This window comes from Paenarthrobacter sp. NPDC091711, from assembly GCF_044756605.1.
Taxonomy (GTDB): domain Bacteria; phylum Actinomycetota; class Actinomycetes; order Actinomycetales; family Micrococcaceae; genus Arthrobacter.
The window spans coordinates 170,869-188,055 of record NZ_JBIVTF010000004.1 but is presented as its reverse complement, the minus strand read 5'-3'; the positions used below and the strand labels follow the sequence as shown (position 1 = coordinate 188,055).

General features: G+C 61.3%; 16 protein-coding genes. 9 read left to right on the top strand and 7 right to left on the bottom strand.

What is annotated here, in order from left to right; all coding sequences use genetic code 11:
• Positions 1–59: 59 nt before the first annotated feature.
• Positions 60–527 carry a Fur family transcriptional regulator gene (locus tag ACIQH5_RS08740; RefSeq protein ID WP_400402129.1) on the top strand — a complete coding sequence of 156 codons (468 nt, stop codon included), beginning with the start codon at positions 60–62 and terminating at the stop codon, positions 525–527.
• Here ACIQH5_RS08740 and ACIQH5_RS08735 read toward each other — a convergent pair.
• The 5 genes from ACIQH5_RS08735 to ACIQH5_RS08715 all read right to left on the bottom strand — a co-directional run bounded on the left by ACIQH5_RS08735 (position 524) and on the right by ACIQH5_RS08715 (position 5,911).
• A complete protein-coding gene (locus ACIQH5_RS08735) occupies positions 524–1,414 on the bottom strand; it encodes a metal ABC transporter permease (protein ID WP_062066315.1) in 891 nt (296 codons plus the stop codon). The two genes, ACIQH5_RS08740 and ACIQH5_RS08735, sit on opposite strands and share 4 nt — an antisense overlap.
• Complete coding sequence (locus ACIQH5_RS08730) at positions 1,414–2,217, bottom strand: metal ABC transporter ATP-binding protein (RefSeq protein ID WP_400402128.1); 804 nt, start codon at positions 2,215–2,217, stop codon at positions 1,414–1,416. The genes ACIQH5_RS08735 and ACIQH5_RS08730 overlap by 1 nt, the downstream gene beginning before the upstream one ends.
• A gap of 165 nt (positions 2,218–2,382) precedes the next feature.
• A complete protein-coding gene (locus ACIQH5_RS08725; protein WP_400402126.1) occupies positions 2,383–3,384 on the bottom strand; it encodes a metal ABC transporter solute-binding protein, Zn/Mn family in 1,002 nt (333 codons plus the stop codon).
• Between the two features lie 107 nt (positions 3,385–3,491).
• Positions 3,492–4,562: a hemolysin family protein gene (locus tag ACIQH5_RS08720; protein WP_400402125.1), complete on the bottom strand. Its 1,071-nt coding sequence runs from the start codon at positions 4,560–4,562 to the stop codon at positions 3,492–3,494.
• On the bottom strand, positions 4,559–5,911 hold the full coding sequence (locus ACIQH5_RS08715; protein ID WP_400402124.1) for a hemolysin family protein: 1,353 nt from the start codon (positions 5,909–5,911) through the stop codon (positions 4,559–4,561). Before ACIQH5_RS08715 ends, ACIQH5_RS08720 begins: the two co-directional genes overlap by 4 nt.
• A gap of 486 nt (positions 5,912–6,397) precedes the next feature.
• Here ACIQH5_RS08715 and ACIQH5_RS08710 point away from each other — a divergent pair, with 486 nt between their 5' ends.
• The 6 genes from ACIQH5_RS08710 to ACIQH5_RS08685 all read left to right on the top strand — a co-directional run bounded on the left by ACIQH5_RS08710 (position 6,398) and on the right by ACIQH5_RS08685 (position 13,960).
• Positions 6,398–10,192, top strand: a complete 3,795-nt coding sequence (locus tag ACIQH5_RS08710) for a multifunctional oxoglutarate decarboxylase/oxoglutarate dehydrogenase thiamine pyrophosphate-binding subunit/dihydrolipoyllysine-residue succinyltransferase subunit (protein ID WP_400402122.1) — start codon at positions 6,398–6,400, stop codon at positions 10,190–10,192.
• Between the two features lie 90 nt (positions 10,193–10,282).
• Positions 10,283–10,930, top strand: a complete 648-nt coding sequence (locus tag ACIQH5_RS08705) for a GDSL-type esterase/lipase family protein (protein ID WP_062066298.1) — start codon at positions 10,283–10,285, stop codon at positions 10,928–10,930.
• 2 nt (positions 10,931–10,932) lie between these two features.
• Positions 10,933–12,225, top strand: coding sequence for a serine hydrolase domain-containing protein (locus ACIQH5_RS08700; protein WP_400402121.1), 1,293 nt, complete (start codon positions 10,933–10,935; stop codon positions 12,223–12,225).
• 85 nt (positions 12,226–12,310) lie between these two features.
• Positions 12,311–13,159, top strand: coding sequence for a DUF4097 family beta strand repeat-containing protein (locus tag ACIQH5_RS08695; protein WP_400402120.1), 849 nt, complete (start codon positions 12,311–12,313; stop codon positions 13,157–13,159).
• A complete protein-coding gene (locus tag ACIQH5_RS08690) occupies positions 13,159–13,773 on the top strand; it encodes a PadR family transcriptional regulator (protein WP_400402118.1) in 615 nt (204 codons plus the stop codon). The genes ACIQH5_RS08695 and ACIQH5_RS08690 overlap by 1 nt, the downstream gene beginning before the upstream one ends.
• A 112-nt stretch (positions 13,774–13,885) precedes the next feature.
• The gene (locus ACIQH5_RS08685; RefSeq protein ID WP_369299106.1) at positions 13,886–13,960 is read left to right on the top strand and encodes a 50S ribosomal protein bL37; all 75 of its coding nucleotides are present in this window, start codon (positions 13,886–13,888) and stop codon (positions 13,958–13,960) included.
• An 85-nt stretch (positions 13,961–14,045) separates the two neighbouring features.
• Here ACIQH5_RS08685 and rsrA read toward each other — a convergent pair whose 3' ends face one another.
• Both rsrA and ACIQH5_RS08675 read right to left on the bottom strand, forming a co-directional pair.
• Entirely contained in the window at positions 14,046–14,306 is a 261-nt protein-coding gene (gene rsrA / locus ACIQH5_RS08680; protein WP_062066287.1) for a mycothiol system anti-sigma-R factor, read from the bottom strand.
• Positions 14,303–15,100, bottom strand: coding sequence for a sigma-70 family RNA polymerase sigma factor (locus ACIQH5_RS08675; protein WP_400402117.1), 798 nt, complete (start codon positions 15,098–15,100; stop codon positions 14,303–14,305). Before ACIQH5_RS08675 ends, rsrA begins: the two co-directional genes overlap by 4 nt.
• 181 nt (positions 15,101–15,281) lie before the next feature.
• Here ACIQH5_RS08675 and ACIQH5_RS08670 point away from each other — a divergent pair, with 181 nt between their 5' ends.
• Positions 15,282–15,797: a DoxX family membrane protein gene (locus ACIQH5_RS08670; RefSeq protein WP_024817325.1), complete on the top strand. Its 516-nt coding sequence runs from the start codon at positions 15,282–15,284 to the stop codon at positions 15,795–15,797.
• A 6-nt stretch (positions 15,798–15,803) separates the two neighbouring features.
• Complete coding sequence (aroA, locus tag ACIQH5_RS08665; RefSeq protein ID WP_400402115.1) at positions 15,804–17,186, top strand: 3-phosphoshikimate 1-carboxyvinyltransferase; 1,383 nt, start codon at positions 15,804–15,806, stop codon at positions 17,184–17,186.
• Position 17,187 lies beyond the last annotated feature (1 nt).

Sequence of the window (17,187 nt, the reverse complement as noted above, 5' to 3'; positions counted from 1 at the left end):
AGCCTCCCCTACTGGTAAAATCGGGGTTTGCCAGCATCCCCAGGGAAGTGAGTCTTTCAATGCCACAGGGCACCAATTCCGCCACGACCGGCAACGCAGCGCCGGCCACCAGCGGTGTCAAGGAGCAGCGTGTCACCAAGCAACGCTTGGCCGTCAGCGCCGCCCTGGACGAATTGGATGACTTCGTCAGCACCCAGGAGCTCTACCGGCTGCTGCAGAACAAAGGCATCTCCGTGTCGCTTGCCACGGCGTACCGGATACTGCAGTCCTTGGCCGACGACGGCCTCATTGATGTCCTTCGAAACGGCGACGGCGAGGCAGTGTATCGACGCTGCGCGGTCACCGGACATCACCACCACTTGCTGTGCCGCAACTGCGGCAAGGCCGAAGAAGTGGAAGCGCCCGCCGTCGAAACCTGGGCGGCACGTACCGCTGCTGAACATGGCTTCACCGAAGTAGCGCACACCGTGGAAATCTTCGGGCTATGCCCTGAGTGCACCGCTAAGAAAGCCGCCGGAAAGCTCTAGAGGGCACCTGCGGGCTGATCCCGTGACACCCGGCCGTTGAGGCCCTTATTGGTGCGGACACGTCCGATCACCCGGCACACCACGTAGATCAGGAACGACAACGTGGTGACGTAAGGGCTGATGGGAATCCGGCTTCCGAGGGCCAGCAGGATTCCGCCCACCGTTGCCGTCAAGGCGAACACCACGCTCAACAGCACCACCAGCCGGGGTGACGTGGTGACCCTCAACGCGGCAGCCGCCGGCGTGATCAGCAGGGCGAGGACCAGCAACGCGCCAACAATCTGGATGGACAAGGCCACACTGACACCCAGCAGCACCATGAAGCCGATGGCCAGACCACGGACCGGAACGCCCCGGGCCTCTGCCATCTCAGGGTCAACACTGGCGAAGCTCAGCGGACGCCAGATGGCCGCCAACGCGATCATCACCACCACAGCTGTGCCGGCAAGGACCTGTAGCTGCACCGTGTCAACGGAAACTATCTGACCGGTCAGCAGACCGAATTTATTTGCCGCACGGCCCTCGTAGAGGGCCAGAAACAGGATGCCCAGGCCCAAACCGAACGGCATGATCACACCAATGATCGAGTTCTTGTCCCGTGCCCTGACTCCCATAAACCCCAGAAGCACAGCCGCGGCCACGGAGCCAATGAGGGAACCGAAGATGATGTCGGCACCGATCAGCAGGGCAAAGGCCGCACCCGCGAAGGAGAGCTCGGAGATGCCGTGGACTGCGAAAGCGAGGTCCCGCTTCATCACGAACGTGCCAACAAGCCCACCCAGGAGCCCCAGCACGGCACCTGCCCAAATGGAATTCTGGACGAGGACCAGCAATTCACCGTAATTCTCGAAGTTGAAAATGGTCGCCAGGATGCTCTCGAGGTCCATTAGAGCTCCTCCCCGGCGTTCGCGTGGGCTTCGTCATGGAAGTGGGTGGTTGCGTCGGGCAGACCCACCACCACAATCCTTCCGTTGGCGTGGATTACTTCCACATGGCTGTCGTACAACTCGGAGAGAACTTCCGTGGTCATGACTTCCTTCGGCGTGCCCACGCGGAATTTTCCACCGGCCAGGTAGAGCACCCGGTCCACGTAGTCGATCACCGGATTGATTTCGTGGGTCACGAAGACCACCGCGCTGTTCCGCTCGTGGCATTGCTTGTTGATCAGCGAGCTGACCCCCTGCTGATGATGCAGGTCCAGGGACAGCAGCGGCTCGTCACACAGGAGAACCTGTGGCTCCGTGGCCAATGCTTGCGCCACCCGGAGACGTTGTTGCTCGCCACCGGACAACTGTCCTACCGGCACCTTGGCGTAATCTGACGCGCCTACTTGCTCCAGCAATTGGTCGATCCGCTGGTTGACAGTGCCGGACGCGAACCGCATCCCCCATCGGTGACCATCGATCCCCAGCCCCACCAGGTCGCGGGCGCGCAGTGGGGTGTCAGGGGCAAACGACTTCTGCTGAGGTATATAGCCAATTTTCTTGCTTCCACGTTCCACCGGGTGACCCCCCAGCGAAACGGTCCCTGAATGTAATTCCTGCAGCCCCAGCAGAACCTTGAGGAAACTGGTCTTGCCGCTGCCGTTGGGCCCCAAGACGGCGAAGAACTCTCCGGGATTGATGTCGAGGTCGAGATCCCGCCAGAGCGCCCTCTTGCCAAACTGAAGGCTTGCTCCGCGGAGGCTCACTACCGGTGTCAAAAGTTGTCCTCGATCCGTGCGCTGCTGGGACGCAGTCAGTTGTGCCGCTGATATTCGCGGCCGTGCAGGTGGCAGGCAAAAGGCCCCGCAGCCATCCTGAATATCTTAGGACGTTGGCAGGGCCCTTCACCGCATGCGGGGTGTCGGGAAATGCTACTTCTTGAGTGCGGAGGAGACCGCTTCAACATTGTCGGACATCCACTGGACGTAATCCTTGCCGTCAGGCAGTGTCTCGGTGAAGTTCACCACCGGAACACCAGCGGCTTCTGCGGCCCGTTTGACGCTTTCAGTCTGGGGCCCTTCCGTCTGCTCGTTGTAGGCAAGGAATCTCACCGACTTGGCGCTGACAAGGTCAGTGGTTTCCTTCAGCACAGCGGCCGGAACATCTGTTTCCTCTTCAATGGCAGCACTGTAAGCCTCGGGGGTCTTGTTTTCCAGGCCGGCAGCTTCCAGGAGGTACAACGGCACGGGCTCGGTCACGGCTACCGGAGCATGCTCATTGGCGGCCTTGACGGCGTCGAGCTTTCCGGTGAGGTCAGCAAGTTTGGCTTTGAAGGCTTCGGCATTCGATGTGAAGGTGGCGGCCGATCCCGCATCCAAGCTGCCCAGCTTGGTGGCAACGGCATCGGCAAGCTTGCCCATGGTGTCCAAGCTGTACCAGACGTGCTCGTTGAACTCTCCGTGGTTATGGGTGTGGCCCTCTTCGCTGTGGGTTTCTTCGCTATGGCCCTCCTCCTCAGGAGCAAGGCCTGAGATCTCGACGGCGCTGATCATGTTCTCGTGGCCGACCTTCGTCTCATCGGCTATCTTGTGGAGAAACTCGTCATAGCCGCCGCCGTTCTCCACCACGAGCTTGGCCTTGGAGATCACCAGCTTGTCCTGGGCGCTTGCCTCATAGGAGTGCGGGTCCTGGCTTGTCTTGGTGATGATGGAGCTCACCTTGACCTTGTCCCCGCCGACTGCCTTCACAACATCCCCGTAGACGTTTGTGGAAGTGACAACCTCGATGGCGCTTGCTGACGACTCGCTGTTTGCCCCGGCAGTACCGGCACAAGAAGACAGCAGCAGGGCGGAAAGAGCTGCTGAAGCGGCCACGGACAGGCGGGTGGCGGAACGACGCACGAAGACCTCGGATCTACTCAAAATGAGAATCAAACACAATTACTGGCAGATCTCAGTGTAGCCCTAAATGGGAATGATTCCTATTTAGACACGTCTGGCGTCACCCGAACCCGGGCAACGCCAGACTGATCCACCACGTTCTACTGCACCTGCTGGCCGCCATAGCGACGGATACCGGTGGCCTGAGTGGCATCGCGGATCTCACCCACCAACTGCTCGATCACGTCTTCGAGGAACAACACACCCTGAGTCTCCCCACCCGCACCCACAACGCGGGCCAAGTGCGAACCTGTGCGCTGCATAACGGACATGGCCTGCTCGATTTCGTCGTCCGGGGCAAGGTTGGCCAGTGACCGGATCCGGCCCTCGGCAATCGGGTGCTTCCTGCCCTCGTCCGGAATGGACAGGATGTCCTTCACGTGCAGGTAACCGGCGAGTTCGCCGTCGTCGTCGATCATGGGGAACCGGGAGAATCCGGTGCGGCTGACCGCCTTCTCCAAGTCGACTGGGGTGGATGCAGTCTTCAGCACCACCAACTTGTCCAAGGGAACCATGATGTGCGAAGCGGTGTGCTCCGAGAATTCCAGGGCACCGCTCAACAGCCCCGCGTCGTCGTCCACCAATCCATGGCGTGTGGACTCCTGAACAATCGACTGCACTTCCTCAAGCGTGAAGGACGAAGACACTTCATCCTTGGGCTCAATCTTCATCAGCCGAAGGATGTGGTTGGCCAGCCAGTTCAGCGACCAGATAATCGGATTCACCACCCGCGCGATGAACATCAGCGGCGGCGCCAACAAGAGGGCCGCCTTGTCCGCAACGGAAACCGAGATGTTCTTGGGAACCATTTCGCCAAAAGTGACGTGCAGGAACGTGACAAACAGCAATGCGATGGCGAAGGCAATGATGTCTGCCAGTTCAACCGGAACACCCACCAGTTCAAGGGGCTCAGCCAACAGATGATGGATGGCAGGCTCCGCAACCTGAAGGATCAGGAGGGAGCAGACGGTGATGCCCAGCTGTGCGCAGGCGAGCATCAGCGAGACATTTTCCATGGCGCGCAGTGTTGTTTGTGCTCGTTTGGACCCGGCTTCGGCCAACGGCTCAATCTGGCTCCGACGCGCGGACATGACCGCAAATTCAGCACCCACAAAGAACGCGTTGCCAATCAGGAGCACCACGAGCCAGACGATTCCTGCCCAGTCACTCATAGCGCACCTGCTTCATGACGCGAATTCCCGGCGTCCTCAGGAGGCACAGTCTCAGTCTCCACGTGATGGAAACAGATCCTGTCGATCCTTCGGCCGTCCATCCTGGTCACAGTCAGCGTCCCGCCGACGGTTTCGACGACGTCGCCCGTCCTGGCAATGCGTCCCAGCCGACTCATGACGTAGCCTCCCACGGTCTCGTAGGCGGATTCGTCGGGGACAGTGAGGTTGGGAATTTGCTCGGAAACCTCATCCGGCCTCAGCAAGCCCGGGAAGTACCAGTCGCCGGATGCACTCTGCAGCACTCCCGGGCGGACTTTGTCGTGCTCGTCAGCAACTTCCCCGACAATTTCCTCCACAAGGTCCTCGAGGGTGGTGATGCCCGCGGTTCCGCCGTATTCATCGAGCACCACCGCGAGTTGGAGGTTACCTTCGCGCAATTCAGAGAGAAGGGCGTCCAAGTGGATCGTTTCCGGGACCTGCAGCACGTCCGTCATGATGGCACCGGCCTCAAGCTTGGTCCGACGCTCCGCGGGCACAGCTACCGCCTTTTTGACGTGGACCACGCCCCGGATGTCGTCGGTGGAATCACCAATGACAGGGAATCGGGAGTATCCGGTTCGCCGCGCGGCGTCCAGGACATCGGAGACCGGCTGGTCGGCGTCGATCGTTTCCATGCGGATACGCGGCGTCATGACATCGGCCGCAGTGCGGCCGGAAAAGTTCAAGGTGCGGGCAACAAAGTTTGCCGTGCCTGCATCCAACGTCCCCAGCTCGGCGGAGCGCCGCACCAACGAAGCGAGTTCTGCTGGGGTCCTCGCACCCGAGATCTCTTCCTTGGCTTCAAGGCCGAACAGGTTCAGGACCTTGTTCGAGAAACCATTCAGCACCACGATCGCCGGTTTGAAGACAGCAGTAAACATCAGCTGGGGTCGTGCAAGGCGCTTACCCAAAGGGAAAGCGAGGGCGATGGCCATGTTCTTGGGGACCAGCTCGCCCAGAAGCATCGACAGGAGCGTGGCGAAAGCCATGGCAACAATCAGCGCCACCGAATGAGCTACTTCTGGAGCCAGGCCCAACAAGCCGAGGGGGCCCACCAACAGCTGGCCAACAGAAGGCTCCATCACGAAACCCGTCAACAGGGTGGTCAGGGTAATCCCCAACTGGCAACTGGAAAGCTGAGTTGAGAGGGACTTAAGGCACTTCAGCAGCGGAGCAGCGGCGTGATCGCCGTTATCCACTGCGCGCTGAACGCTGGCTTGGTCCAAAGCAACAAGGGAAAACTCAACTGCTACAAAGAAGCCGGTGCCGAGAATCAAGGCAAAGCCGGCAAGGAGAAGAATCCATTCCACTTAGCGCATCACTCCAAGAGTGGGCACGTGCAGTGGTGATGATGCCTGCGGCGCGGGGATTCGCCCCGGCGGAGGCTGGTCGGGTCCCACGGACGCACGGTCCGCGGCACCGCCGGCAGGAAGCGCCGGCGCGTGATGGGCATGTGAACGGGTGTTGCCGGCTCGACGGGCACGCTGTACGGAGTAGCCAGAATGACTCCCCCGACAGTTCCCAGGCCGGCACCTAGATTTACTGTCCATAAGGATTTCAGTCTACAGTCCGCACGCCAGCGACGCCTCGCCGGCTTCACGTACGCTTCCAAGAAGAAGGACATGCCCATTAAGTCAGCCGCAACATGATTTAGGTCACCACTATTGGCAGTTAACCAACGATGCTAACTAGACTGACATGGGTCTGAGTTCGCGGGACCCGGACCCTGGCCCGTCATTGTGGAGAGCATCTGTGGCCAGCGGGAAAACAACACTCATGGAAGAGGCGTATTTCAAGTGCCAGAGCAGCCCAGCCACCGTCTACCAGAGGAATTTGGCGGAAACGAGTGGCTCGTTGACGAACTGTACGAGCGGTACCAACAGGACAAGAATTCGGTCGACGCCAAGTGGTGGCCGCTCTTCGAGTCCTTTGCTTCCGGTGACGGCACTTCTTCCAACGGATCCTCCGCAGCCGCATCGGCTGTCAATCCCCCTACACAAGTACTTCCAGTGGTAGCTCCGGCCGCAGCGGCACCGGCACCGACGCCGGCCGCTCCCCCAGCTGCCCCCGAATCTGCACCGGCGGCACCGGCCCCGGCGAAAAAGGCACCCGCCACGGTTGCCCGGGACGGAGCAAAGAAGCCCGTCGCCGGCGCCACGGCCCAGCCCATCCCGGCACAGCTGCCCAAGAGCACCAAAGCTCCCACGGCACCCGAGGAAGACGTTGTTTCTGTCCTCCGCGGCCCGGCCAAGGCCATCGCCACCAACATGGTCACCAGCCTGGAAGTGCCTACAGCCACGAGCGTCCGGGCAGTTCCTGCCAAGCTGCTCATTGATAACCGCGTGGTCATCAACTCCAACCTTGCCCGCGCCCGCGGTGGCAAGGTGTCCTTCACGCACCTCATCGGTTACGCCGTTGTTCGCGCTCTTTCCCAGTTCCCGTCCATGAACGTCTACTACGACGAAATTGATGGCAAGCCGAGCGCTGTGCAGCCCGCACACGTCAACTTTGGCATCGCCATTGACATGCCCAAGCCCGACGGCACCCGACTCTTGATGGTTCCCAACATCAAGAAGGCGGAGACCATGGACTTCGCCGAGTTCTGGCACACCTACGAGGACCTCATCAAGCGCGCCCGCAACGGCAAGCTGACGGCTGACGACCACGCAGGTACCACGGTTTCGCTGACCAACCCCGGCGGCATCGGTACAGTTCACTCTGTGCCGCGCCTCTCCAAGGGACAGGCTGCCATCATCGGTGTCGGCGCCCTTGACTACCCGGCAGAGTTCCAGGGTGCCAGCGAGAAAATCATCGCCCAGAACGCCATCAGCAAGATCCTCACCCTGACCTCCACCTACGATCACCGGGTGATTCAGGGCGCAGGAAGTGGCGAGTTCCTCAAGCTGGTCCACCAACTCCTCCTCGGCGCGCAGAACTTCTACGACGAAATCTTCGAGGCCCTGCGCATTCCGTACGAGCCCGTTCGCTGGAGCCCGGACCTCCAGGTGGACCCGGCCGACGAAATCAACAAGGTCGCCCGCATCCAGCAGCTGATCCACTCCTACCGCGTGCGCGGCCACTTGATGGCTGACACCGACCCTTTGGAGTACGTGCAGCGCAAACACCCGGACCTTGACGTCCTGACCTATGGGCTGACGCTCTGGGACCTGGACCGTGAATGGCCCACCGGCGGCTTTGGCGGCAAGCCTCAGCTCAAATTCCGCGACATCCTTGGTGTTCTTCGCGACGCTTACTGCCGCACCACGGGCATCGAATACATGCACATCCAGGAGCCTGCCGAACGCAAATGGTTCCAGGATCAGCTGGAGCACCCGTATTCCAAGCCGAGCCGCGAAGAGCAGCTGCGCATTGTCTCCAAGCTCAACGCCGCAGAGGCTTTTGAGACGTTCCTGCAGACCAAGTTCGTCGGCCAGAAGCGCTTCTCCCTTGAAGGTGGCGAGTCGCTGATTCCGCTGCTGGACGCCGTCATCTCGGACGCGGCCGACGACGGACTGGACGAAGTTGCCATTGGCATGGCCCACCGTGGCCGCCTCAACGTGCTGACCAACATCGCCGGTAAGACTTACGCACAGGTCTTCCGCGAGTTCGAGGGCACCCAGGACCCCCGCTCCGTCCAGGGTTCCGGTGACGTCAAGTACCACCTCGGCACCGAAGGAACCTTCACCTCGGACAACGGCAAGCAGACCAAGGTCTACCTTGCCGCCAACCCGTCTCACCTGGAAGCCGTGGACTCCGTCCTTGAGGGCATCGTCCGGGCAAAGCAGGACCGCCTGGACCAGGGCGAATCATTCCCTGTTCTGCCCATCATGGTCCACGGTGACGCCGCTTTCGCAGGCCAGGGTGTTGTGGCTGAGACCCTCAACCTCTCGCAGCTGCGTGGCTACCGCACCGGCGGCACCATCCACGTGATCGTCAACAACCAGGTTGGCTTCACCACTGCGCCTTCATCCTCGCGTTCGTCAACGTATTCCACGGACGTTGCCAAGATGATCCAGGCACCGGTCTTCCATGTGAACGGCGACGACCCCGAGGCCGTGGTGCGTGTTGCGCAGCTCGCCTACGAGTTCCGTCAGCGTTTCCACAAGGACGTTGTCATCGACATGGTCTGCTACCGCCGACGTGGTCACAACGAAGGCGACGACCCCTCGATGACCCAGCCGCTCATGTACAACTTGATCGAAGCCAAGCGCTCCGTCCGCAAGCTGTACACCGAGTCGCTCATCGGCCGCGGCGATATCACCGAGGAAGAAGCAGAGCAGCTGCTCCGCGACTACCAGGAGCGTCTGGAGCGCGTCTTCGCTGAGACTCACGCCGCTCAAACATCGCCGATCCCGATCATCACTGCGGACTCCGCTGCCGTCTCTGACATTGAGCGGCCCATTGCCCAGCAGGCTGACTTCGGCACTAATTCGCCGGCTTCCACCGCGATCTCCACTGAGACCTTGGCCCGTATCGGCAAGGCTCACCTGGAAATCCCGGAGGGCTTCACCGTTCACTCCAAGCTCAAGCAGCTTCTGGAGAAGCGTGAGCAGATGTCCCGTGAAGGCGGCATCGACTGGGGCTTCGGCGAAATCGCTGCTTTCGGCTCACTGATCATGGAAGGCGTACCCGTGCGCCTTGCTGGCCAGGACTCGCGCCGTGGCACGTTCGTCCAGCGCCATGCCGTGTTCCACGACCGCGCCAACGGTAACGAATGGCTGCCTTTGGGCAACCTTTCCGATGACCAGGCAAAGCTGTGGATCTACGACTCCCTGTTGTCCGAATACGCTGCCATGGGCTTCGAATACGGCTACTCGGTGGAACGTCCGGATGCTTTGGTTCTTTGGGAAGCCCAGTTCGGTGACTTCGTCAATGGCGCCCAAACCATCATTGACGAGTTCATTTCCTCTGCTGAACAGAAGTGGGGCCAGCGCTCCTCGCTGGTGCTCATGCTCCCGCACGGCTACGAAGGCCAGGGGCCGGACCACTCGTCGGCACGTATTGAGCGCTTCCTACAGATGTGCGCCGAGGACAACATGATCGTGGCCAACCCCACGACTGCTGCCTCGCACTTCCACCTGTTGCGCCGTCAGGCCTACAGCCGTCCGCGGAAGCCGCTGATCATCTTCACCCCCAAGCAGCTGCTCCGCCTCAAGGGTGCAGCTTCGGCTGTTGAGGACTTCACCACCGGCGGCTTCAAGACGGTTATTGGTGACCCGGACGTGCAGCCGGCCAATGTGGACCGCGTCATCCTGGTCTCCGGCCGGTTGTACTACGACCTCCTGTCCAACCGTCAAAAGTCCGGTGATACCTCGACGGCGATCATCCGCGTAGAGCAGCTGTACCCGCTGCCCAAGGCTGAGATTGACGCCGAGCTCGCCAAGTACCCGAACGCCGACATCGTGTGGGCACAGGACGAGCCTGCCAACCAGGGTCCCTGGCCGTTCATGGGCCTGAACCTGGCGCCGGAACTTGACCGCAAGCTCCGCCTCGTGTCGCGTCCGGCTTCGGCATCCACCGCTGCCGGATCCATGAAGCGCCACGCCGCTGAACAGGATGCCCTGATAAAGCAGGCGTTCGAACGCAAGTAAGCAAAACTGCCCGGCCTGAGGAGCGATGTGCGCGCCTTAGGCCGGGCAGTTCTGTTTAATGGGACAGGTACCCGGTTTCCAAACCGGCGCATGATCCGGAAACTGTGCAAGGACCGCAACGAGTGTGAAGAGGTAACCGTGGAAGACAGGAAGCTGCGCATCGCAGCTGTAGGAGATGAACTACTCGCGGGCCTGGGGGATCCCCGCGCCTTGGGCTGGCTCGGAAGAGTGCTGGCCCGTACGCCCCAGGACTCCGTTGTGGTGGAAAGTTTCCCGCTCCCCTGCCCCATGGAAGGTACCGAGGGCCTTGCCTCGCGCTGGCAGGATGAAGCCGGAAGGCGTTTCAGCGATCAGCATGAGAATCGACTCGTGATCGGCCTTTCGGGACGCGACCTTGAGTTTGGACTGTCCACGGCACGCAGCCGCCTGAATCTTGCCAACATTCTTGACGGTGCCTCGCACAGCAGCGTGGAGGTCTTTGTGGTGGGCCCGCCGCCCACCTTGGATCCCGCCCGCAACAAGCGGCTGGCCGAGCTGAACACCGCCTTTGCCGATGTCACCACCAGGCGAAATCATCATTACGTTGACACGTTCTCTCCGTTGCTCAATCATGAGCAGTGGAGGACGGACCTCGCAGCCAATGGGGGCACACCGGGCCAGGCGGGCTACGGATTGATTGCGTGGCTCGTGCTGCACCGCGGCTGGTTCCAATGGCTTAATATCGCTCAACCGGAGTAGCCATGACGCGGAACATGCAGGTTTCTGTCAGAGCAACAGTCACAGTGGCCATCGTGGCCGCCGTCGCCGCCACAGTTTCCTGCAGTTCCGGTCCTCCCTCCCCTGCCATCTCTTCCACGGCCCCCTCATCTTCCACAGCACCCGCACCAACGTCGGCCACCACCTCGGCTACAGCTGCCTCTGCAGCTTTGCAGCCCTTCGATGCCGCGAGCTTACGCGCGGAGTTCGAACGGGCAGCGAAGGAAGTCCTGGTACCCGGAGCCGTTGTGCTGCTTGAGACGCCCGAGGGAACGCTTAGTGCTTCGTACGGCACGGGCGTCCGGGGCTCCGACCGGCCGGTAACCGCGGAGGACCATATCCGGGTAGGTTCCGTCACGAAGACCTGGACCACCACTGTCATCCTGCAGTTGGTTCAGGAGGGCAAGCTCGCACTGGATGATCCCGTGTCCAAGTATCGCCCCGACGTTCCCAACGGTGGTGCAATCACCCTGGAACAGATGCTGACCATGCGGAGCGGTCTGTTCAACTACACGGAGACCCTTGAGCTCAATACAGCCATGGACAAAGAGCCTCAGAGAGTCTGGCAGCCGGAGGAGCTCATCGCCCTGGCGTTTGCCCATCAACCGTACTTCGCGCCCGGCCAAGGGTTCCATTACTCCAACACCAACACGGTCCTTCTTGGCCTCATCGCGGAGAAAGTCGGAGGGAAGCCGCTCGGTGACCTTTTCAAGGAGCGCATCTTTGAGCCCCTCGGCTTGAAGGGAACGGTTTTTCCCGACATTTCGTCCAACGGCATTCCAGAGCCGCACCCCCAGGGCTACTTCTACGGTGACAACGTCCTCACCATGACCAATCCCGCCCTTCCGGAGGACATGCAGAAGGAAGCAACGGCGGGCACCCTCGCACCCAACGACGTCACTGACGTCAACCCGTCATGGGCTTGGGCCGCCGGTTCCGGGATTTCCACGGCAACGGACCTGAAGACGCTGGGCGAAGGCCTTGTTAACGGAAAGCTCTTGAAACCGGAACTTCAGCAACAACGGCTCCACAGCGTCACCCCGACCAATCCGAATAACCCAACCGGCGCTTCGTATGGGTTAGGGATTGCCAAGTTCGGCAACCTGTACGGCCACACTGGGGAACTCCCGGGCTTCAACACCTTCATGGGCAGCGATCCGATCAATGGCGTAACCCTCGTGGTGTGGACCAACCTGGCACCGACCGCCGATGGGAAGGACCCGGCCGTGACCATCGCCCGCTCCCTCATCGATACGGTCTACCGCCCGTCATCCTGACTCCCATCCGCTAGGCTATTGCGCCCCTGCAATTCGCGATATAGCGTGTTCTCATCAACGCGATATATCGCAACTTGGAGGGATCATGTCAGACGAACTATGGACCGTGACGGGTCCGCAAACCATTGATGTGGACGACGTCCGCTCCCTGAAGCTGGGAATCGTCAAAGGCCGCTTTGACGTCATGACCCACGACGAGCCCTTCGTCCGCATCGAAATCAGCGAGATCACCGGCGACCCACTCACTGTCACGTTGGTGGATGGACGCCTGGAAGTACGCCACCAACTGCAGGGGCCGCAAGGCTGGTTCCGCAACCTGATGGGAACTGTCAACAACACCAGCACCAACTCAGTGGTGGTCGGCATCGCGCTGCCACCCGGCGTCGACGTCGAAGCGGGGACGGTGAGCGGCGACGGCATGGTCTCGGGCATCAGCGGCCGCTCGCGGCTGAACACCGTTTCCGGTTCCGTCATGGCAGACGGCACCAGTGGCGAATTGCATGTCAACACCGTCAGTGGTGAAGTGATCGTCAGGAACCACGACGGCGTCCTGACCGCCAAGAGCGTCTCTGGTGAAGTTACCGCCTCAGGGACGTTCAAAAACGTCCGGGCCAGCACCGTGAGCGGCGACCTCAGCTTCGATCTCCAGGACTACACCAACGACCTCGGGGCCAACTCCGTGTCGGGGGACCTGACCATCCGGCTGCCGCATGATGTGGGCCTGGATATCGTGGCAAAGTCAGCCAGCGGAACCGTGGTGATCGACGACCAGATGTACGCCCAACCCGGGAGCAACGTCCACACCATTGTCGGCCCAGACGAGCGGCTGATGCTGGTGCGGACCAACACCGTATCCGGCAAGACCTATATCATTCACGGCTCAGCGCCAGCACCGGATAACGGTCACCCGGTCCCCGGGGAAGCGGGTCTCTGATGCCTCCGGTCTTCGCGCACGGCGCGCTGCGGCTATACCTGCTTGCACTGCTCGAGACGGGTCCCAAACACGGTTATGAATTGATCAAGGCACTGGGCGACCGCTTTGGCGGCACGTATTCGCCCAGCGCCGGAACCATCTACCCCCGCTTGGCCAAGTTGGAGGAAGAAGGCCTTGTTGCCACCGAGACAGACGGGCGCCGTACCAAGTACTTCATCACGGAAGCTGGCCGATCTGAACTGGACGGCCGCCGCCAGGAACTGGCGGATGTCGAGGACACCATATCGGCCTCCGTCAGGCGGCTGGCCGACAACCTTCGGGAAGATATCCAGACCAACATGCGGGGCCTCCGCGCAGATCTGGCAGCGACTGCTGAAGCCGCACGCACCAGCGCAACCACGGGAACGTTCAGGAGCCGGACTGCGGGCTACACTCCCGAAGGCCAGCGCATCCTCAAGGAGGCGGAGCTGATGGTTCAGTCCTTCAGAGACGACATCCGGGTTGAATTGCGCCAGCATGGCGCCTCGCACCCATTGACTCCCGTAGCCCTGGAAACCGTTCGCACTGTCCTGGACCAAGCAAGGATCTCCATCAGGAATTCGCTGCGGAACTGACCGCCGCGCCAACCCGCAGCACCACAAACCCGTCCGGTTCGCGGCGCGGCACCCGGATGTGCGAAACTGGAGGGCAGCTTTATTGAGTATCAATCCTTGAAGGAGGCCAGCTATGAGCAAGCGTGCACGTAAGCGTCGTGACCGTAAGCGCGGCGGCGCGAACCACGGCAAGCGTCCCAACACCTAAGCCACCGGCTTAGCGTTACAGGCTTAAAAGCGAAGGCCCCGGAAACCATGCGGTTTCCGGGGCCTTCGACGTTAAGACTGGATTATCAGGCGTCCACAGGCTTGATGGCGTGGATCCTGTCGAGTATTGAGTTCTTCAGGTTCTCGGGGGCAGATTCAGTGCAGGAACGCTTAACCATGGTGCGGATGAGGCACTCAAGGTCATACTGTTCGGCACACTCCCCGCAGGTGTCCAGGTGCTGCTTGATCTCCGTGAGATCCTCCCGGGTCAATGCACCGTCGAGGTACTCGTAGATCCGCTGCATTCGCGTATCGTCGCAATCGCCCAATCCCTGGCAGTCGCTCATTTCTCTTTCTCCTGATTGTTGCTTCCGGCCGCGGCCTGATCTTCGGTTTGGGCCCTGAAGCCCCGTTCGGCGGCATAGTCCGCCAACATGTCCCGCAGCATCTTCCTGCCGCGGTGCAACCGTGACATGACAGTGCCGATCGGGGTATTCATAATCTCTGAAATCTGCTTGTACGCGTACCCTTCGACATCCGCGAAGTACACCGCCAGGCGGAATTCCTCAGGGATCGACTGCAAGGCATTCTTCACGTCGGAGTCCGGGAGGTGATCCAGAGCCTCGGTCTCTGCCGACCGCAGGCCGGCCGAGGTGTGCGACTCTGCCTTGGCCAACTGCCAATCCTCGATCGTGTCCGAGTTGGACTGCAGCGGCTCGCGCTGCCGCTTCCGGTAGAGGTTGATGTAGGTGTTGGTGAGGATCCGGTAAAGCCAGGCTTTGAGGTTGGTTCCGGGCTTGTATTGATGGAACGCCGAAAACGCCTTGGTGTAGGCCTCTTGGACCAGATCTTCAGCATCGGATGGGTTTCGCGCCATCCGCATGGCGGCCGAGTACAGCTGGTCGACGTACTGCATGGCGTCACGTTCGAAGCGCGCCCGCCGCTGCTCGGGTGTCTCCGAAGCAGGATCGACGTCGTTTGCCGCCGTCGCGTCATCATCCGCGCCGGCTGTCTGGTACATGGCCGCTGCGGCCGGTTCAGTGGTGCTCATCGTTGCCAAGTCTACTGTCAGCTGCCGGGATTCCGGCTGCATTCCATATCCAGGCTCCGGAAGCACCAACCGGTCCTTAACCAAAGTCAAAAAACCAACTCCGTTCAACAGGCGGCATACACCATGCCGCAGTCCGGTCTCCACCGCACCTGTGGTTCACAACGGTTGCTGCCGGGTAAATATTCCGCAAAAGTGCAAGACTAGAGCAGACTGCACCCTTTGAACACAACATTCATCGAACCAATGTGGCAAGCCATCCAGGAGGCAAGACATGTCTGTTATCCGTTTTCTCGCACGTCCCATGCTCGCGTCCAGCTTCGTCGTCGCAGGGCTGGACAAGCTCAGGAACGCGGACGACACTGCGAAGCAACTCTCGCCCGTCCTTCGTCGCGCCTCCGAGTCCCTGCCTTTCAAGGCTGACGAAAAGACACTTGCGCGCCTGATCGGCGGAGCACAACTGGGAGCCGGAGCCCTCCTCGGGCTCGGCAAGCTCTCCCGCTTCGCCGCTACGGTTCTCACCGTCACCTCGGCTTTGAACTCCTACGTCGAGTGGCGTTCTGCCGACATCAGCACCAAGGAAGGCCGTAGCGCCCGCAAGGCCCGGTTGCTGAAGAACATTTCCCTCACGGGCGGCGTCCTTCTGGCCTCAGTTGACACTGCGGGGCGCCCCAGCATCGCTTGGCGGGCAGAGCACTTGGCTGCCGATGCCAAGAAGGTGACAGGCAAGCAGATCAAGCGTGCAGACAAAGCAGTTCGCCAGGCCGTTGACAACGCAGTTGGAGCATAAGGAAGCATGACCGGTACCACCGCCGCAAACACCGAATCAAGTAAAACCGCCACCACGTTGCCACTCTGGCCGGCCCCGTACGCCCAAGGGCCAGTGGACGCAACAGTGGCGGTCCCCGGTTCAAAGTCGCTCACCAATCGGTTCCTGGTGTTGGCGGCTTTGGCGGATAGTCCCTCACGGTTGCGGGCTCCGCTTCATTCCCGCGACTCTGCCCTCATGATCCAAGCCCTCCAGCAGTTGGGCGCCACTGTCACTGAGGTACCCGGCGACGGCCATTTCGGCCCGGACTTGGAAATTACGCCCCTGGACCCGTCTGCGTCAGGCCCTCAGACGGCGATCGACTGCGGGCTTGCGGGAACCGTCATGCGGTTCGTTCCCCCGCTGGCTGCGCTGCGTAACGGCGTCACAGTCTTCGACGGCGACCCTCACGCCCGCAAGCGGCCCATGGGGACCATCATCGAAGCCCTGATCGCCCTCGGAGTCCCGGTGGCAGCAGACGGCGGCAGGACGCCGTCGTCCCTTCCCTTCGCCGTAGAAGGTACCGGCGAGGTCAGGGGCGGCCACCTGGTGATTGACGCCAGCGCTTCCTCGCAGTTCGTTTCCGCGTTGCTGCTGGTCGGCGCCCGGTTCGTCGAGGGGCTGCATCTGGAGCACGTGGGCAAGCCGGTTCCCAGCTTGGACCACATCACCATGACTGTGGAGGTGCTCCGCAGCGTCGGCGTCGTCGTGGATGATTCAGTCCCCAACCACTGGCGGGTCTCCCCCGGCCCCATCCGCGCTTTCGACCAGCGGATCGAACAAGACCTCTCCAATGCAGGACCTTTCCTCGCCGCGGCTCTGGCCACTCGTGGCACCGTCCGCATTCCCAATTGGCCTGCCGGCACCACGCAAGTGGGCGATCAGTGGCGCACCATCCTGGCGGCCATGGGAGCAGAGGTAACGTTCAAGGACGGAACACTGACGGTGACCGGCGGGGCCGAAATCAAGGGTGCCGACTTCGATGAAACCAGCGAACTGGCACCCACTGTGGCCGCCTTGTGCGCCTTGGCCACAGGGCCCTCGCGGCTGACCGGTATTGCCCACCTCCGGGGCCACGAAACTGACCGACTCGCCGCGTTGGTTGCCGAGATCAACGGGCTCGGAGGCGACGCTGAAGAAACCGCCGATGGCTTGGTAATCCGCCCGGCCGCCCTGCACGGTGGCGTGGTCCACAGCTACGCCGACCACCGCATGGCCACTGCCGGCGCCATCCTTGGGCTCGCAGTCGAGGGCGTACAAGTCGAAGACATCGCCACGACGTCCAAAACCATGCCGGAGTTCCCGCAAATGTGGGGGGCCATGCTGCAGCGAACCGATGACACCGACGATCTTGATGAGGCCAGCAACTGAC

What these genes read in the sequence shown, in the direction of transcription:
- ACIQH5_RS08670 (WP_024817325.1), top strand. Translation starts at nt 15,282, where the DNA reads ATGTCTGTTATCCGTTTTCTCGCACGTCCCATGCTCGCGTCCAGCTTC.
- rsrA (WP_062066287.1), bottom strand. Translation starts at nt 14,306, where the DNA reads ATGAGCGACTGCCAGGGATTGGGCGATTGCGACGATACGCGAATGCAG.
- ACIQH5_RS08695 (WP_400402120.1), top strand. Translation starts at nt 12,311, where the DNA reads ATGTCAGACGAACTATGGACCGTGACGGGTCCGCAAACCATTGATGTG.
- ACIQH5_RS08740 (WP_400402129.1), top strand. Translation starts at nt 60, where the DNA reads ATGCCACAGGGCACCAATTCCGCCACGACCGGCAACGCAGCGCCGGCC.
- ACIQH5_RS08700 (WP_400402121.1), top strand. Translation starts at nt 10,933, where the DNA reads ATGACGCGGAACATGCAGGTTTCTGTCAGAGCAACAGTCACAGTGGCC.
- aroA (WP_400402115.1), top strand. Translation starts at nt 15,804, where the DNA reads ATGACCGGTACCACCGCCGCAAACACCGAATCAAGTAAAACCGCCACC.
- ACIQH5_RS08705 (WP_062066298.1), top strand. Translation starts at nt 10,283, where the DNA reads ATGATCCGGAAACTGTGCAAGGACCGCAACGAGTGTGAAGAGGTAACC.
- ACIQH5_RS08720 (WP_400402125.1), bottom strand. Translation starts at nt 4,562, where the DNA reads ATGAGTGACTGGGCAGGAATCGTCTGGCTCGTGGTGCTCCTGATTGGC.
- ACIQH5_RS08690 (WP_400402118.1), top strand. Translation starts at nt 13,159, where the DNA reads ATGCCTCCGGTCTTCGCGCACGGCGCGCTGCGGCTATACCTGCTTGCA.
- ACIQH5_RS08735 (WP_062066315.1), bottom strand. Translation starts at nt 1,414, where the DNA reads ATGGACCTCGAGAGCATCCTGGCGACCATTTTCAACTTCGAGAATTAC.